The organism is Mycoplasmopsis citelli (genome assembly GCF_900660645.1).
Classification (GTDB): Bacteria; Bacillota_I; Bacilli_A; order Mycoplasmatales; family Metamycoplasmataceae; genus Mycoplasmopsis; species Mycoplasmopsis citelli.
Genome location: NZ_LR215036.1, coordinates 1,131,538 through 1,149,446, shown reverse-complemented (window position 1 = coordinate 1,149,446; position 17,909 = coordinate 1,131,538). Strand labels below are relative to the sequence as shown.

General features: G+C 27.6%; 19 protein-coding genes and 1 other RNA gene. 11 read left to right on the top strand and 9 right to left on the bottom strand.

The features are described from left to right. Positions 1-6: 6 nt before the first annotated feature. Positions 7-654, top strand: a complete 648-nt coding sequence (gene pgsA / locus EXC58_RS04235; RefSeq protein WP_129725788.1) for a CDP-diacylglycerol--glycerol-3-phosphate 3-phosphatidyltransferase — start codon at positions 7-9, stop codon at positions 652-654. 30 nt (positions 655-684) lie between these two features. Further along, a complete protein-coding gene (locus EXC58_RS04230; protein WP_129725786.1) occupies positions 685-1,494 on the top strand; it encodes a hypothetical protein in 810 nt (269 codons plus the stop codon). 24 nt (positions 1,495-1,518) lie between these two features. Here the strand turns inward: EXC58_RS04230 and EXC58_RS04225 are convergent, their stop codons facing one another. The 7 genes from EXC58_RS04225 to gmk all read right to left on the bottom strand — a co-directional run bounded on the left by EXC58_RS04225 (position 1,519) and on the right by gmk (position 8,840). Continuing rightward, positions 1,519-3,810, bottom strand: a complete 2,292-nt coding sequence (locus EXC58_RS04225) for a S8 family peptidase (protein WP_129725784.1) — start codon at positions 3,808-3,810, stop codon at positions 1,519-1,521. A 6-nt stretch (positions 3,811-3,816) separates the two neighbouring features. Next, positions 3,817-4,851, bottom strand: a complete 1,035-nt coding sequence (locus EXC58_RS04220) for an ATP-binding protein (protein WP_129725782.1) — start codon at positions 4,849-4,851, stop codon at positions 3,817-3,819. Positions 4,852-5,000: 149 nt separating this feature from the next. Then, positions 5,001-5,669, bottom strand: a complete 669-nt coding sequence (locus tag EXC58_RS04215; protein WP_129725780.1) for a ribulose-phosphate 3-epimerase — start codon at positions 5,667-5,669, stop codon at positions 5,001-5,003. Continuing rightward, complete coding sequence (gene rsgA, locus EXC58_RS04210; protein ID WP_129725779.1) at positions 5,669-6,511, bottom strand: ribosome small subunit-dependent GTPase A; 843 nt, start codon at positions 6,509-6,511, stop codon at positions 5,669-5,671. Before rsgA ends, EXC58_RS04215 begins: the two co-directional genes overlap by 1 nt. 8 nt (positions 6,512-6,519) lie before the next feature. Further along, positions 6,520-7,500, bottom strand: coding sequence for a serine/threonine-protein kinase (locus EXC58_RS04205; protein WP_129725778.1), 981 nt, complete (start codon positions 7,498-7,500; stop codon positions 6,520-6,522). Further along, positions 7,490-8,248: a PP2C family protein-serine/threonine phosphatase gene (locus EXC58_RS04200; protein WP_129725777.1), complete on the bottom strand. Its 759-nt coding sequence runs from the start codon at positions 8,246-8,248 to the stop codon at positions 7,490-7,492. The genes EXC58_RS04205 and EXC58_RS04200 overlap by 11 nt, the downstream gene beginning before the upstream one ends. After that, complete coding sequence (gene gmk, locus EXC58_RS04195; protein WP_129725776.1) at positions 8,232-8,840, bottom strand: guanylate kinase; 609 nt, start codon at positions 8,838-8,840, stop codon at positions 8,232-8,234. The genes EXC58_RS04200 and gmk overlap by 17 nt, the downstream gene beginning before the upstream one ends. Before the next feature lie 101 nt (positions 8,841-8,941). Between gmk and EXC58_RS04190 the strand changes: the two genes are divergently transcribed. The 9 genes from EXC58_RS04190 (at position 8,942) to EXC58_RS04150 (ending at position 15,827) form a co-directional block, all read left to right on the top strand. Next, a complete protein-coding gene (locus EXC58_RS04190; protein ID WP_129725775.1) occupies positions 8,942-9,775 on the top strand; it encodes a pseudouridine synthase family protein in 834 nt (277 codons plus the stop codon). Further along, positions 9,776-10,588, top strand: coding sequence for a YcsE-related riboflavin metabolism phosphatase (locus tag EXC58_RS04185; RefSeq protein WP_129725774.1), 813 nt, complete (start codon positions 9,776-9,778; stop codon positions 10,586-10,588). It abuts the gene before it with no gap. 4 nt (positions 10,589-10,592) lie between these two features. Next, positions 10,593-11,429 carry an FAD synthase gene (locus EXC58_RS04180; protein WP_129725773.1) on the top strand — a complete coding sequence of 279 codons (837 nt, stop codon included), beginning with the start codon at positions 10,593-10,595 and terminating at the stop codon, positions 11,427-11,429. A gap of 89 nt (positions 11,430-11,518) precedes the next feature. Further along, the gene (rpsO, locus tag EXC58_RS04175) at positions 11,519-11,785 is read left to right on the top strand and encodes a 30S ribosomal protein S15 (RefSeq protein ID WP_129725772.1); all 267 of its coding nucleotides are present in this window, start codon (positions 11,519-11,521) and stop codon (positions 11,783-11,785) included. A 119-nt stretch (positions 11,786-11,904) separates the two neighbouring features. Further along, positions 11,905-12,870 (top strand): recombinase RecA, encoded by a 966-nt coding sequence (gene recA / locus EXC58_RS04170; RefSeq protein ID WP_129725771.1) that lies wholly within the window; start codon positions 11,905-11,907, stop codon positions 12,868-12,870. A 59-nt stretch (positions 12,871-12,929) separates the two neighbouring features. After that, complete coding sequence (gene smpB / locus EXC58_RS04165; RefSeq protein ID WP_129725770.1) at positions 12,930-13,367, top strand: SsrA-binding protein SmpB; 438 nt, start codon at positions 12,930-12,932, stop codon at positions 13,365-13,367. A gap of 4 nt (positions 13,368-13,371) precedes the next feature. Beyond that, positions 13,372-13,736: a transfer-messenger RNA gene (gene ssrA / locus EXC58_RS04160) on the top strand. A 143-nt stretch (positions 13,737-13,879) separates the two neighbouring features. Next, positions 13,880-14,704 (top strand): HpyAIV family type II restriction enzyme, encoded by an 825-nt coding sequence (locus EXC58_RS04155; RefSeq protein WP_129725769.1) that lies wholly within the window; start codon positions 13,880-13,882, stop codon positions 14,702-14,704. Positions 14,705-14,729: 25 nt separating this feature from the next. Continuing rightward, positions 14,730-15,827 carry a DNA-methyltransferase gene (locus tag EXC58_RS04150; protein WP_129725768.1) on the top strand — a complete coding sequence of 366 codons (1,098 nt, stop codon included), beginning with the start codon at positions 14,730-14,732 and terminating at the stop codon, positions 15,825-15,827. 75 nt (positions 15,828-15,902) lie between these two features. Here the strand turns inward: EXC58_RS04150 and EXC58_RS04145 are convergent, their stop codons facing one another. Both EXC58_RS04145 and EXC58_RS04140 read right to left on the bottom strand, forming a co-directional pair. Further along, complete coding sequence (locus EXC58_RS04145) at positions 15,903-16,832, bottom strand: site-specific integrase (RefSeq protein WP_129725767.1); 930 nt, start codon at positions 16,830-16,832, stop codon at positions 15,903-15,905. A gap of 24 nt (positions 16,833-16,856) precedes the next feature. After that, complete coding sequence (locus EXC58_RS04140) at positions 16,857-17,822, bottom strand: restriction endonuclease subunit S (protein ID WP_129725766.1); 966 nt, start codon at positions 17,820-17,822, stop codon at positions 16,857-16,859. Positions 17,823-17,909: the final 87 nt, after the last annotated feature.

Genomic DNA, 17,909 nt, shown 5'->3' with positions numbered 1-17,909 from the left:
CTTAATATGAAATTTAATATCACCAAAGAAAATTTTCCCAATATTTTAACAATGGTGCGGATTTGAATTGCATTTTTATTGGTTGCATTTTTAATCTTTTTTGGAACCGAAATATATAGTGATTTTAATAGATTTCAAAAGTATCGCATTTCTCTTTCTTGAATTATGTTTGTCTTTTTTACTCTTGCTATTGCAACTGATTTTGCTGATGGGTATCTGGCTCGCAAATGAAAAGTAGTTTCAGATTATGGAAAACTTTGAGATCCGCTTGCCGATAAGATAATCACAATTGTAGCTCTTGTTTATTTAATTTTAGCTAATTGATTTAATCCTGGTTTAGTTGTTTTAATTGTCATTCGTGATTTAATTGTTGATGGTTTAAGAATTCAAATGGCTCGTAAACAAATGGATGTTAAAGCTTCTAAATTAGCAAAAATTAAAACTTTTTATATTTCGATTTTAATTATTGTAACTTTACTGTTAAATGGAATTTTCCTTAGTTCAAATGGAATACCTACTAATGTTGAAAATCTTTATTCAACAGCTCAAAAAGCACTTTCAATTGTTGTTTTAATTGGATTAATTGGAGCTGTTATTATCAGTTATGTTTCGGGATATCAATATTTAGAAAAATCACTTAAACACAAACAGTAGTTTGTGTTTATTTTTTGATAAAATAAAAATATGAAAAAGTTCAAAAAACTTTTAAAAATCTTATTACCTTTAAGCACTATAACTTTAAGTGGGTTAAGTGTTATTTCTTGTGATAATTTGTTCCAAAAAAACTTTTTTAGAGATAGTGTTATAGAATTTCAAAACTTTGTTAAAGAAGTTGAAAGAAAATCTTCTTTAAGTAAAGAGAATTCCCAAAAGCTTGAATTTATGCTTATATCACTACATAATTCTGAAAATATTTATCAAAATATTTTACATCAAATTGAAATTAATTCTTCAACTGCATTAAATCCTGTATCCCAACAAAAACAACAAATGTTATCAGCCCAAATTCAATCACTTCTTAGTGTTGGAAGAGAATTATTAAAAAAACTTTTAGATAACTCACTAAAATACGATTCTTTAGAAGCAATAACTCCCTATTTATTACTTGATACTGAGAGTAAACAGAACTTTTTAGGAATTACTTCAGCAAAGGAAGAATTAAACAAATATTCAAGCGATTTATTAAAAGAACCAAAGTATAATCAATTAAATGATGCTCAAGATCACTACTCAGATCAATTAAATAACTTTTTTAATAATGTGGCTTTAAGTTTTTTTCAAACTAAGATTTTAAATCAAGTTTTTACCTTTCAAGATTATGAACATTTACAAAGAGAAATTAATAATCAACAAGAAATGTACCTTAAATTAGTGGATAAAATAAATAAAAATGAAGTTATAAGCAATCAAGAAATTGAAGAAATAAAAAATTCATCTTTTGTTAAAGAGTTTCAACCAAAATTAGATGAATATATTAAAATTAACAAAAAATAGAGCAGAAAATTTAACTGCTCTATTTTAATTTTTGTTTAGATCATCATTATTGAATTTTATTTCTTCACTGGCTTTATTGTAAATATCAATTTTATTTTTAATTTCAATTTTTTTAACAAATCAACCTCTGCCTGAAGCTTGCTGAATAAAGTCATCTATTCTGTTTTTACCATATATTTCTCTTAAAGTTACAACAACACCAAATGCTAAATTTTTCCCGTCTAAAAAACTTTGTCTTGCTTTTGTTTTAATGCTTATTCCTCAAGAATAATTTTTGATTACATCTTTTGGTTGTCTAGGCCTTCCTTCTGCTGTTGTTTTATTTTCTCGAATATGCTTAACATTATCTCATTTTCTAAACAATTTACGAGCTTTTGATTCTTTTAGAGATAAATTTTCATTTTCAGATTGTCTATTTTCATTGATTGATTTAATAGTTGTTTTTTCGTTTTTCAAAACTAATGCACCAAAATGAATGTCCATTTCTGTATTTGTGTAATCAACTCCTTGGTTTCTTGAACATTTAGGAAAATAACACAAAGTACTTTTCGAAACAAAAGGATGTTTCTTTATCTTAGAATCAATAGGGACAGGAATATCGTAGCTATAAGTATCATATTTTTCTGAAACTCCACTAATTAAAAATTTTATCTCCGAAGGATCTGTCTTTATAATATCGTTTATATGCTTAGGGACAATACCATATCCTATAAGATTGTGATCATTTAAATTATTTTCTCAACCTGCTGCTGAATCAATAATAAGAGCCTTTGCTAATTCTCTTGTTAAACCCAATACTTCAATAAGGTAAGCTACTTTTCTTGTAATTCAAGGGACCGCAAATGATGTTCCTGCTATTTTAGCTTCTCCGTTTGGTCCGCATACTTTTATATAATTTCCTCTAGTACCACCATAATAACTTACATCTGGTTTTCGAAAAAAAGATAATACAGGACCTTTTCTTGCATAATTAGCAGGCTTACCATCAAATCCCACAGAATTTACTACTATTGAATTAATTGAATCAGCTGGATCACCAATTTTTTCAACATTAGGTAGTTCTTTATTTGTTCCTGCAACCACAAATATTACATTATTTTCGTATTGAATTTTATCTAAAAGAGCAGCTATATAAGAAATGTAATTTTCTTGAATCTCTATTTTAGAACCTAATGATAAATTTCAAACCTTAATATCTCTATTAGAAACAATTATTTCCTCAATAGATTTTAAAATACTTAAAATACTAAATTCACTAGCTGGAGCAACTCCAAAGTGTCTAACTTTAAAACGACCACATCCATCGTCTAATTCAGGATTTATTGTTGGTCCATCTACAATAATTGATGAAACCATTGTACCATGTTCATAGTCTTTTTGAGAAGTAGTAATGTTTTTATCAAGCATATTTTTAAATTCAACTCATTTTGAAAAATATACTCTTTTATCAAATAGTGTATCTATTACACCAATAGTAGGTTCATTAGTTGGGTCTGGTATAGCGACTACTCAATCATTATTTTCTAAAGAACTAACAGGATCAATACTCATAAGATCTTTTACTCCCATTGATATTAAATAAGGAGCTTTATTTTTGAGTTTGTTATATTGATCTTTGGTTAATGAAACAGTAGTGTTATCAACAATACTATAATTTAATGTTTCTATTTCTAATTTTTCTAGAATTTCAGATATTTTAGTTCCTGTATCATAAATTGTAATAATCGAATTTCCATCAAAATCTTTAACCTCTTTTTGTACATCAAACCCTTCTAAATAATATGCATCAACAATAATATTTATAAATCTGCTTTTTGGAATTGATAATTCATTTTTCCCTTCAAAAAGATTACCAATTTTTTTCTTGTTAATTTCATTTATATCATTGTAACTTATTTCTTGCTTTGAATTTGCTTTCAAAAACGAAATAATTAATTGAATTTTATTTATCGCTTCATTTAAAATTTTGTTAGTAATACAATAAGTTATAATGTGTTTCTTTTCTTCTTTTCCTTCTGTTATATTTACTTTAAATTTTGCTCCAACAACAAGTTTGTTGTTCGCTTCAGAATCTTTTCCAAATATTCCTTTTATTCTATTGCTTTTTGCAACTATTTCTTTATAATGAGCTCTTACAAGAACTTTATTTAATAGTTTTTCGTTTAATCAAAATTTCTTAACTTCTTCTAAATCACTTCTTAATTTTTCTAATTTTTCAATTTTAACAAAACTTTCTTTAGGAATATTAGAGGCACCGCCTCCGTTGTTTGATTTTCTTTGTTTTAAATCACCTTTTAATTGAAGAATCGGATTCATTATTTATTACTCCTTCAAATCTCTGGATGCTTTACTTTTTGAAACCCCTGTAAGTATTTCTATTTCTCTTAAAGTAAAACCTTGTTTTTGTAATGTTTTAAGATCGTTTATATCCTCATTACATGCAATTTTATATATTCTTCTAAAATAATCATCACCATCACTTGGTGAACTAAATGCTAAGGATGTTTTTATTAAATTTTTTAATTCACCTGGAAGAGGTATATCTTTCATTAAGGAGATTATTTTTTTAAATAAACGCATATTTCGATTAGCGGTTTTGAATTTTGATAAATAGCTATTTAAAATAATTTCTGATATTTCAATTAAGTCTTCACGGGTATATCTACTAAAATCAATTACATAATCAAATCTTCTTATTAAAGCTTTCTCAAAATGTTTATAAAGATTAGTTGTGGCAATTAGTACAATTTTTTCATTTAAATTATCTAGTCCATTTAAAACAGTTGTAGTTGCTCTTCCCATTTCTCTATGGTCATCAGAATGTGTCCGATCTAAAGCTAAAGCATCAATTTCGTCAAATAAAATTACTGCTTTTTCAGGAGCGTTTAAGCTATTAATTTCATAAAATAATTGAGCAATATTTTTTCCTGTTTGCCCTAATTTACTATCAATTAAAGTTGTAAAATCAACAATAAACAGATCTCTTTTTAGTATTCTTGCTATTTGTTTTGCGCTTTCTGTTTTTCCTGTTCCAGGAGGACCTTGAAATAAAAATTTGTTTATTGCTATTTGTTTTGCGGCTACATTAATTATTCCTAAAATATCATTATTTATAGCATCAGGAATAGGTAATGGATCAGTATTCACAGAAACTTTTTTAACAAAACTTGAGTATTTTTCATTTATTTGTGGAACAAAAGTGTTTTGTCCAGAGAGCAAAGACATAACATATTCGGCTAATTGATAATCTCCTATTTTGTCAAATTCACTTGCGATTTGATAAGCTTCATTTCTGAAAGCTCAATCATTTTTTTCACTATAATACTTTATTAAATTAATAACGTTAGCTTTTTTCATTTTGCTCTCTCCATTTTCCTATTTATCCATTAAAATTTTACCACATAAGGGACAAATAAATATATTTTGGGACATTTTTTATAAAAATACAAGAACAATAAAAATTATTTGTTCTTGTATTAATGGTTAATTTATAAAAGCAGAAATTTCTAATTTTGATATTTACGACCTAAAATTGTGTTAATTCTTTCTTTTGTAGGCTCAAAAACTAAATAAGTTCCAGCTACGCAAGCATCAGCTCCTGCTTTAAAGCAAAGCGGTCCGGTTTGATCATTTATCCCACCATCAACTTGAATTAAATATTGATAAGCTTTAGCTGCACGAATATTTTTAAGTTCTCTGATTTTATTTACAGATCCAGAAATAAATGTTTGTCCTCCCTTACCAGGTTCAACAGACATAACTAAAACTAGAGCTAAATGTGGCAAAAATTCCTTAATACTTTCTACAGGAGTATTAGGTTTAATTGCAAGCCCAATTTTTAATTGATCTTTGTTTTCGATTAAATAATTTAAAAACTCATCAGTATCATCAACTATTGCTTCATAATGAAAAGTAATTAAATCGACATAATCACTAAGTAAATTAGCATATAAATATGGATCAGTGACCATTAAATGAGCATCTTTAAAATGCTTAGGAGCATTTTTATCAATGTTAATAATTTCACTAACTTCAATAGCATTATTTGGAACAAATTCACCATCCATAATATCATAATGAATTCATTTTATTCCTTGCTCAATTAAAGTTTTTGCCATACTTAAACGCTGATTTTCTGGTACATTTAGTAGACTGGGAGTTACATATTTTTTCATTATTTTTCCTTTTCTGTAAGTTGGGATTGTAATTTTAAATAATTATCATATCGAAACTGAGGGATTTTTGCTGTATTTATTGCTTGTTTAATGGCACACATCTCAGTAGCTTCATTAATATGTAAACATGAGCGAAACTTACACCTTTGAGCTAAAATATCAAATTCCTTGAAACTACGGGCCAATTGATATTTATCCATATCTAAATCTAGCGATGAAAAACCCGGAGTATCAACTAAATAACCATTGTTAAATTCAGTAATATGAATTGCTCTAGTAGTATGTTTCCCTCTTCCGAGTGCTTTTGATATCGCTTGAGTTTGATAATTATTATTACTTAATTTGTTAATGGTAGTAGTTTTTCCAACACCTGTTTGTCCCATAAATACTGAGTATTTGTCTTTGAAAATTGATTTTACTTCATTAATATAAGTTGGATTGTTATTATTAATTAAATAACATAAATAGCCCATATTTTGATATTTTTGAAAAATATTAATATCAATTTCTAAATCAGCTTTAGTAAAAAACAAAATTGGATTGATTTTTTTATTTTCCACAATGCTTAAATATTTATCAAGTAAAAAACTACTAAATTGTGGTTCCTTAAAAGACATTAGTAAGATCATTTGGTCAATATTAGCTACTTTTGGACGGATAAACTCATTTTTACGAGGCAAAATTTGTGATACTTGATCATTTTCCACAATGATATTATCTCCAACTAAAGGAGTTAAATTTAAATACCTTAATTTACCAGCTCCTGGAATTTTAATTAATGCCCCATTAGCTAATTTAACAGTGTAAATTCCGCCTATAATACTAAAAATTTTTCCTTGCATTCAATCACCTATTTTACACCGACAAACATTAAAATTAAAACATTGATAATTACTAAAAGCACAAAAATCAGACCAAAAAGTAAAAATTTATTTGAAGCAAAAAATAAATCTTTACTTTTTTGAACCTGTAATGTTTTAATATTTAAAGGTTTTTCTGCTTTTCCTTCTGGAGTTAGTGCTTTACTTAAATCCTTATTAAATTGCCAAACGTTTTCATAACGTTTTTTAGGGTCTTTAGCTACTGCTTTTGCAATAATATTATGAATTGATCATGGGACATCAATAAATTCACGAATGTTAGGGAAAGTTTTTTCTTTGTGCATTTTAATTGTTTCGTATTCATCTTTTCCTTTAAAAGGATATTTTCCAGTTAGCATTTCAAAAAAGACTATTCCTAGAGCATAAATATCAACGGCTTTAGTAATTTTAGAATTAATTTCAGGAGCTGCATAATAAGGCGAACAGACAACTGTACTAGTTTTTGTGATTCTTTGAGAATTAGGAGTTAATGAAATTCCTAAATCAACAATTTTAATTTCTTGATTTTTCGTTACAATGATATTTTGACTTTTAATATCTCGATGGATGATATTAAAAACATGTAATTCTCCAATACCTTCGTTAATTTGCTTCATATAATTAATAGCTCTACGGGTATCTAGACGACCTTTTTTAGCTAGTAAATTGCTTAGTGTTTCTCCTTGAATGTATTCCATTACATAAAACATTTCTGCTTCATCTTCGTAAAATTCTTCAAATTTAGGAATAAATTTGCTACTTATTTTATCAAGTAAATGAGCTTCAGATTTAAATCGAAGGGCATTATTTGTTTGCATTGCGTTTTTATAATATTTTAAGGCAAATTTTTGATTTGGATTATTTTTTGGATGGACCAAAAAAACCGAACCCATTCCGCCTGAGCCAATGAGTTTTTCAATTTGATATTTTTGATGAACTTTTGAACTTTCTAAAATATATTTATTTTTCATCTTTATGCTCCATATCGATAATAATTGCACTTATATTATCGGTAGATTCAGCTAGAGTAGCCCGCTCTAAAAGTTCATCAATTTGCTCATTTGGGGTAAGCTCCATATTTAAAATATGTTGAAGCTCCATTAAGTATAAAAAACTATGCACTCCATCACTAGTAATAAGAAATTTAGCAATTTTTTGATAAATTTCACTTTCAATTTCTTCAAAATGAATTGTGGTTTTAATATTTAATCCTACTGCAGATGTTAAGTATGAAGCAAGCGGATTTTTCTTAGCAACTTCAATGCTATGTCCTTCTTCAATAAGCTTATTTTCAACATTATTATCTTTTGTTGCTTGAATTAAGTTTTTATTTTTAGTTAAAATATAAACTCTTGAATCTCCAGAATTAAATAAAAGTGCTTTTTGTTGAGTTGGTAAAATAATGGCTCCAGTTAAGGTAGTTCCCATGTTTTGAGTAATTTTGTTTTGTAATGCAGCCTTTTTAATTAAACTTCGACATTTGAATACGGTTTTGTCTACTCATTGCTCAATTTGTGTAAATTCGGTGAATTTAAATTCTTTTTGGAAATTAATTCCGAACTCAGAAACAACAATATTAGCTGCAATATCTCCCCCTGAATAGCCGCCAATTCCATCGCATAAAATTGCTAAAGTAGCTCATTCGTTTTCAAAAACCCCTATTCGATCATCATTTTTTGAGCGATAGTTTCCTTTAATTGATTTACTTGCTATAATCATTAATTCCTAATTCTTTATGTAAAATGTTACGAATTTCTTCTGCGGCTCGCTCCGGAATGTCGTTAATAATTGTGTATTTAAAAATATTTGCTTCATTGAGTTCTTCGCTAGCTTTTTGTAAACGAGCTTTGATAACTTCGCTAGTTTCAGTTCCTCGATTAATAATGCGTTTTTTGAGTTCTTCAACTGAAGGGGGAGCTAAAAAAATGGTAATGAGATTGTAATTATGCTCATTATTTTTTAACAATTTTTCAATAACTTGTTTTGCTCCACGAGTTTCAATTTCAAGCATAGGCACACGGTTTTTTGCATGGATTTTATCAAGTTCAGAGTACAGTGTTCCATAATAGTTGTTAAAATGATATGAGAATTCAATAAACTTGCGTGATTTGATTTTATGTCTAAAATCATCTACGCTAATAAAATGATAGTGAATCCCATTAATTTCACCTTCTCGAGGTTTGCGGGTAGTTGCAGAACACGAAAGATATAAATTTAATTCCTCAAAATCAAAAAGCAATCTTTCTACTGTTCCTTTTCCAACTCCACTAGGTCCTGTAAAAATGATAATTGGTTTACCTTTTTGTGCCATAATTGTAATTTATTATACCAATTTTTCGAGCATAAATAAAAAGCTTTAAATTCTAAAGCACTTAAAATTTAGTAAAATTAAATAGTTAAATAGGAGGTATTATGTTTTTAAGATTTAATAAGCCTTCTAATGTTTTTTGCAATGCACAGGTACGCAAACTTGGCCAAAAATTAAATACTAAAAAAATTGGGCATACTGGAACTCTTGATCCGCTTGCAAGTGGATTGTTAATTATCGCCACTCATCAAGATACTAAACTACTTGAATATATTTCTCACACTACTAAAACATATATTGCACAATGTCAGTTTTTTTATGAAAGTAATTCGCTGGATAATTATAATAATACTCCACAATTTAGTGGAAAAAAGGAATTTACAAAAGAGCAATTACAAGAAGCTATTAAGTACGTTTCTGCTCAGAGTGAACAAATTCCACCTAAATTAAGTGCAAAAAAAATTAATGGAATAAGAGCTCATCAACTGCTTCGAGAAAATATTGATTTTGAAGTTAAACCACAAAAAATTCAAATTCATTATTTAAAATTACTTAATTTTGATGAGCAAAATTACATTGCTGAATTTGAAATGAAAATTTCTTCAGGCGGATATGTACGTTCAATTTTACGCGATATTGCATTCTTTTTAGACACTACTTGTGTAATGACTAAACTAAAACGCATAAAAATTGGAGAAATTAGTTTAGAAAACTTACCAGAAAATGAGTATGACGAAATAGATTTTCAAAAGTTAATCAACTTTCCAACTTTTGAAATAAATTTTCACCAAGAACAAAAACTCAAAAACGGAAATGAATTTGAAATTTTAAAAGAAAATGGGCAATATTTAGTTGTTAAAAACTCTCAAATTATTTCAGTTGGTGAAGTTAAAAACAACAAATACTACCCTAAAAAAGTATTATTAGAAAGGATATAAATGAAAACACTACACGGAAAAATTAAAATGGCAGCTTTTGATGTTGATGGAACTTTACTTCCAAATTCACAAATACATTTTGGACTTGAAACTAAAAATATGTTTGCTCAATTAAAGGAGCAAAACATCATTACCGTTTTAGCTACAGCAAGAGAATTTGCAACTATTGGAGATTTTTTAGAACAACTTAAGCCTGATTATTTTATTGGATCAAACGGTTCTTTTATTTGAGATGTTGCTAAAAAAGAGTTTCTTTTTAAAAAAACTTTAATTAAAGAAGAAGTTATTCAAGTTTATCATGAATTTAAAGATGATATTAAAGGAATTTCAATTTCAGATTTTGATAAGGTGTTTAAGTCTCCGAATTTAAATTTAGAAAGTTGATTTGTTGGACCAAATGCCCATAATTACGTGGATTTTGATGAAGAATTACTTAGCCATGATAATTTGTTTTTAATTACCATTAACAGAGAAAATCCACAAGAACTAATTCAAAGAATTAATGATTACATTGAAAAACATAACTTATCAATGGAAGTAAATTCAATTTGAACCAGAGGATTATTCATTTTACCTAAGAATATCAATAAGTTTTACACTATTAATTATTTATGCCAAAAATTAGGAATTAGCACTGAAGAATTAATTACTTTTGGGGATGGATCTAATGATTTTGAGATGATTCGTGATGCTGGATATGGAGTGGCCATGGAACGAGCAAGCGAAAAGCTTAAAAGTGTTGCAAAAGATGTTGCTATTGATTGTGAATACCAGGGTGTATACTTAAAACTTAAAGAGTTAAAGATTATTTAAAAATATGATTATTTATAATATTGATAATTTTGAAGTTCAAGATAATGATAGTTTTATTATTGGTTCATTTGAATCTTTTCATCTAGGTCATTTTCAGTTATTAAAAAATATTTCCACAAATTCAGGGAGAAAAATTATTATTTGCTTTAATAATGAAGAATTAATGCCTAAATTTGGCAAATATTTTTTTACTGATAATTTTGCAAAATATACCACCTTATCTTCATTAGGTATTGATGGAGTTATTGAATTAAATTTTTCAAAAGTTTCACTTATGGATGGAAAAGATTTTTTAGAAAAAATCTTTTTAAATAAAGCAGTTAATATTACCGTTGGAAAGGATTTTAAATTTGGGAAAGGAGCAAAATATGTTGCAGAAGATATTGCTCAAATTCTCCCAAATGCCAAAGTAAGTGTTTTAGATTTATATAAAGTAAAAAATGTTAAAATTAGCACCAAAGATCTTAAAGATCTTTTAGAATTTGGAGATATTGAAAAACTCAATTTACTATTGCCAAGAAATTATGCTTTTTCAGGAACTTTCAATGCTCCAAATCTTCTTGAAGTTAGTCAAAAACTCACTCCACTTCATAGTGGGATTTATGTTGTTTTAATTAAAAGTCCAATTATGGTTTATTATGGAGTAATTCATCAATCTTTAGATTCTAATAAATATATTTATTTAATTGATAAAGACACCAAATTTCCGCAAAAACAGAGACTTTTAGTGGAGTTAATAACTAAAATTAAAACAATTACTTCAAAACCAAACGATATTGTTAGTGAAGAAGATATCCAAAAAGCCAAATCTTATTTTATAAAAAACAAAAACTTGATATAATAAATTAACAAAATTGAAAACATAAATTTTAAACTTGGTTAAAAAATAAATATTTTAACTATGTTTAAAACATAATTAAGGAGATAATTATGGTTACTAAAGAAAAAAAAGCTGAATTAGTTGCTAAATACGGCAAAAACCCAAAAGATACTGGAAATGCGTTTGTTCAAATTGCGATTTTAACTGAGGATATTGAACTTTTAAAACCACACTTCCAAAACAATCCTAAAGATAACCACTCAAAAAGAGGTTTCTTAGCAAAAATCGCTAAACGTAAAGTATTATTACAACATCTTAAAAAAACTAATCCAGCTGAATATTTAAAATGTCTTGAAGAACTTAAAATTCGTAAATAATGAAGTGCTTAAGGCACTTTTTGTTTTGTTTTTGATTTAAAAAGGTGGAAAAATCCTGTAAAAGTTTTATTTTTAATTTTTTTGATTAAAATAATATTAACTAACTGAATGGAGTTAGTATGGAAGACAAACAAAAATTAATTAAAGATACCTTAAAAGAAATCGAAAAACGTTTCGGTTCAGAATCAATAATGATTCTAGGAGATGTTCCCTATGGGGATACTGAAGTATTCTCAAGTGGAAGCTATGTTTTAAATAAATTATTAGGGATAAATGGGTTTCCAAAGGGAAGAGTTATTGAAATTTATGGACCTGAAAGTTGTGGAAAAACAACTTTGTCATTACACGCAATTGCTGAAGTGCAAAAAAATGGCGGGATAGCAGCTTTTATTGATGCTGAACATTCAATTGATCCTGTTTATGCACAAAATATTGGAGTAAATGTCGATACATTACTTTTATCACAACCTGATTCAGGTGAGCAAGCTCTAGAAATTGTTGATTTGCTTTCTAAAAGCGGGCATGTGGATTTAATTGTAGTAGATTCAGTTGCTGCACTTGTTCCTGAAGCTGAATTAAATGGAGAAATGCGAGACCAACAAATTGGTCTCCAAGCTCGTTTGATGTCTAAAGCTTTACGAAAAATTACCGCCAGTTTAAACAAAAATAAAACCACTGTTATTTTTATTAATCAAATTCGTGAAAAAGTTGGAGTTATTTTCGGAAATCCTGAAACTACTACCGGTGGTAGAGCCTTAAAATTTTACTCTTCAATTCGAATTGAAGTTCGCAAAGGCGGAGTTTTAGGGGACGGAAAGGATTCAATTGGTAATGAAGTGAAATTTAAAGTGGTTAAAAATAAACTTTCAGCACCATATAAAGTCGGAACTAGTGAAATTTTATTCTCGCGAGGAATTGACACACTTGGTGAAATTATTGATTTAAGTGTTGAAAATGGAAATTTAGTTAAAAAAGGAGCTTGATATTCATATGAGGGCAAAAACGTTGCCCAAGGTAAAAAAGCCATGAAAGACTTTTTAACTGAAAATCCTGACATTAAAACCAAACTATCAACAAATTTATAACCAGCAAATCAGGAATTATCCCTGATTTGCTTTTTAAATGTTAAAATTTATATACTATTATGAAGATTATCTCTAACAATAAAAAAGCCTTTCGTGATTATGAAATTTTAGATAAATATGAAGCTGGCATTTCTCTTTTGGGTTGAGAAGTTAAATCTGCACGAGCAAGTCAGGTTAATTTAGCTAATGCTTATTGTTCAATTTATAAAGGAGAAATGTTTTTAAAAGAAGCTCATTTTAATAAATACATGCTTTTAAAAGTTGATGAACTTCGTGATAGAAAATTATTACTTCATAAAAGTGAAATTGCTAAAATTAACTTTACTTTAGAAACGCAACCTTTAACTTTAATTCCGCTAAAAATGTATTTTAAAAATGGTAAAATTAAACTGGAAATTGCTCTTGCTAAAGGACTCAAAAAATACGATAAACGTCAAAAACTTGCTCAAGAAGAAACAAATAAAAGATTACAAAAAGCAATTAAAAATTACCTTTAATTATGGGGATGTAATGGTTTCGACACGTGTGGGTGTTTGTATGTTGCAGTGGTGTGGTTCACCTTAAAAACTACTAGGTTTCAATAAACGGAAAATCTAAACAAGTTTCACCATCAATGATGGTACAAAATCAAACCTTTGCTTACGCATTTTAATTAGCGTCAAAGTCATCAACCAAAACTCCTTTATTGGATTGGTGGGTCTAAAGGATAGTGGATAAAGTGACGTTTTATTCATGAAAACTTGTCAAAGTTATAAATTAGCTTTTGTTAATTTAGAGATTTAATAACTTAATTAAAATTAACTAAACTGTAGAAGCATACCTGCATTTGCATGTGGACACGGGTTCGACTCCCGTCATCTCCACCATTTTAGAAAAAATGGTCTAATACAATTGTATTGGACTTTTTTATATAAATTAAGATTTATTGTAATGCTATTTTTAATAACTTTTCAATGCTTTTTAATATAAAACTTTATAATTAAAAAGCGATATTATAAAGAAGGGTTTTATGTACATTTCAGAAGAAGAATTTGATGAAATAATTACAAAACATCTTAAAGGTGGAGAAGATTTTTATATTTTGTTATTGCAGAAAATTATAAATAATCCATCAAGATATTCAGGATTATTTAGACTTTCTAATGCTAAACAAAAATTACTTCAAAATATCACACAAAGTAATGAAATTAAGTTTGGAGATATTTTAGAAGAAATAACAACTAAGTATATTCAAAAGTTAGGTTATACTAATTTTGATAAACATTTGATTAATTCTAAAAATGCAACATATCTAAACCTTGATCAATATTTTGGTGATGAAAAAGCAATTTATGTTGTAGAAATGAAAGTGCGTGATGATCATGATAGCACCAAAAAACGTGGACAATATGCAAATTTTCAAGAAAAAATAAACTTAATTAAGCACAAGCATAATGCAAAGCCAATTAAGGCTTCTATGTGATTTGTTGATGACCAACTTAAGAAAAATAGGAAGTATTATCTTAAAAAAATGAAGAACACTAAAATAGAAGGTGTTGAAATGAATTTGCATTATGGAGGCGAATTTTTTAGTTCTTTAAAAAATGGTCATACTTTATGAGAAGAACTTAAAAAACATTTAAAAAATTATAAACAAAAAAATTCAACAATCGAATTTACTGTACCGGATTTTGGAACAAGTAAAGAAATTTTACAAGCATTAATAAAATTGCCTGACAAAGATTGAAATAAATTAAATTCTAATGAAGAACAATATATTTTATTAAGAAATGAATTATTTCAACCAGGAGATAATTTAGAAAAAGCTAAAAGACAAAGATTAAATTTAAAATAATTTTTTAAGCAGCACAGGAGGAAAAATGGAATTTAAAAACAAAATTTTAGTTGGTGATAATATTGAAATAATGCAAAAAATTCCTGAGAAAACTTTTGACTTTTGTTTTGCTGACCCTCCTTATTTTATGCAAATTCCGGAGGGTAAAAAACTTTATCGTGTTGAAGGTAGCGAGTTTGACGGGTGCGATGATGATTGGGACAAATTTACTTCAATGGATGAGTATAAAAAGTTTACTTATAATTGATTAAAAGAAGTAAAAAGAGTATTAAAAGACGATGGAACAATTTGTCTGATTTCCGGAATGCAATCAATTTATGAAATAGGTTCAATTTTAAGAGAACTTGGATTTTGAGTAATTAATGACATTATTTGAAAAAAGAGTAATCCAACCCCTAATTTTGCAGGAACACGTTTAAATAATAGTCATGAAACTTTAATTTGAGCTTCTAAAAGTAAAAAGAGTAGATTTACTTTTAATTATAAAACCGGTAAATTTTTAAATAGTGGAAAGCAAATGGGTTCTATATGAGAATTTGCAGTTTGTTCAGGAAATGAGCGTTTAAAAGATGAAAATGGAAATAAATTTCATAACACTCAAAAACCTGAAGCACTTTTATATCGAATTATTGCTCTTTTTACTAAAGAAAATGATTTAATTTTAGATCCTTTTGGTGGCTCAATGACTACTGGAGCAGTTGCTAAAAAAATGGGACGAAATTTCACTATGATTGAAAAAGATCCTAAATACATAAAAATTGGACAAAAACGAATCGATTCAGTAGTTCCAAGTATTGGAGAAGTAGAAAAGGGAAGTTTTGATATCAAACCTTTGAAAGTTTCTTTTAAAGAAATGATTAGTGACGGATACTTTCAAATTAATGAAACTTTTTATCATAAAAATGGGGAAATGGCTATTTTGCATGATGATAATGGAAAATTAAATTATAAAGATGAAATTTCATCTATTCACGAAATAAGTGCATTAATGATGAATAAAAATAGAAAAGTTAATGGATTTGAATATCTTTATGTAATTAGAAATAATATAAAAATATCAATTAATCAAATTAGAATAGAATACCGAAATAGTAAAATTCAATTATTATTAAAACAGAATTAAAATATAAAAGCATCTTTCTTAAAAGATGCTTTTATATTTTTATAACCCTTCACCAGCGTGGTAATAAATTATTTATTAATTTAAAATAGATAATGAACGCATTACTAAGTCTACATCCTTATTTTCAAGCTCTTGAATGATGTGCAAATATGTTCTTTCGGTTGTATTAATGCTAGAATGTCCAAGTCTTTTAGCCACGCTTGCAATACTTACGCCAGCAAATAATAATAGGGATGCATGTGTATGTCTAAGTCCATGAATTGTGATAATTGGTAATTGTGCCTTTTTGCAACGTCTTTGAAGAATATTGTTAATAGTAGAATTGTAAATAGAATTTTCTAATTTTATAAAAATAGGTTTATCTGGATCAAGATTTTTAATTAAACCAGCAAATTGAGAAGCTACCATTCAATCAATTTTAATTTTTCTAATAGATGATTTATTTTTAGTTGGTTGAAAACCGCCATCTGATTTATAATCTCATGTTTTGTTAATTGTAATATTTTGAGAAGCAAAATCAAAATCATTAGGAGTAAGAGCGATTGCTTCTGAAAACCGCATTCCCGTTTTAGCTATTAATAAAATTAATCAATCATAATTTAATTGTTCATCTAATTTTAAGTTTTTTAAGAGTGTATGAAGTTGAAACTGGTTTAAATATTTAATTTTCTTTTTTCTTGGAGTTTTTCCTTTGATAATCACCTTCCGAGTAGGATCTCGAGAAATTATTCCTTCATCTACTATATCTAATATAGCCGATTTCATTTGATGGTGAAAATCCATTGTAGTTTGTCTCTCGTGACTAAGAGCAAAATCGTTAAGTAGTTTTTGGTAGGTAATTCGATTAAGATCACAAACTCTTAATTTTGGAGCAAGCTTTTGAATTCATGATAAGGTTAACTTATATTTATTCATTGTAACTTTTCGAATAGATCCTTCTTTATAAATTGTTATCCATCTTTGAAAATAGTCATAAAATAATTCTTTTTTTGAATTTTTTATCATTTAATCCTTTCTATTGACTAATAATTACTCACGCTGGTGAAGAGTGATAAGATTATCGAGTTGAAAGAAGAATTTTCCGAGTTTTTCTTGTTCATTGAAAATCGGTAATGAAAGAAATAAAGTTAAAATGCTTTCTTTATCAACAGACATAATTGTCGCTCCATAAGCTTTTTGTCTAATAATGTATTCTTTGTTTTTTAAAACGTAAAACAAAAACTTATTTGATATTTTTTCGTTATTTTTCAAATAAATAATGTAGCAGTGAGAGCTGGCTCAAAATCTTTTTTGTTGGAAATCTACATATCCAGCTGCTCCACCTTGGGCAATTGTAATTGTATTAGCCTCTTGATTATATTTATTAAAATATCCTGTAGGAGATGTTCCTCCATTAATGACAGGATATAGCCCATAATGAAACATTTTTTCCTTATTTAACTGCTCTCCTTTAGTGATATCTATTACTTCTTTTAACTTACGCTGTTTTCAAGATTCACTAAAGCCTCTAAAACGAATAGATGGAGTATTTTTATAATCATTAGGGAGCATTTTTTTCAATAAGGACTTTTTAATTTGTTCAAGTTTTAAATACTTACGCTGATGAAAAGAGATAAGGTTATCAAAATTACTAAAGAATATTGATGTTTTTTCTTGAAATTTTAGTGAAGGAATAAAAATTTCTGTATTTTCTATATCTGATATAGAGAGAAATGGTTGCCCACCTTTTTTTAATTTTTCTAATTTTTTTAAAACTAAACAATAATATAAATATTTATCTAAAACAATATTTGAAATACCTTTTATAATTGTTCCGTTATATGTTACAAAATGTTTTCCTTCAGCTCAAACAACATTACCTACTGTTCCTATATGTCCAACAATTATTCCGTTCTCGTTATTTCACCTTTCTGTAAATGAAACAATTCCATTAGAACCATAAACGGGATATACCCCCCGTTTTTTTGGTATTGTATTGCCCTCGCCATATTTCATTATAGTTATTTGTTTTAACTTATACTGTTCTCAAGTGATAAAAAACAACGTAGAATTTCCACGTCGTTTATCTAAAATTAAATTTTT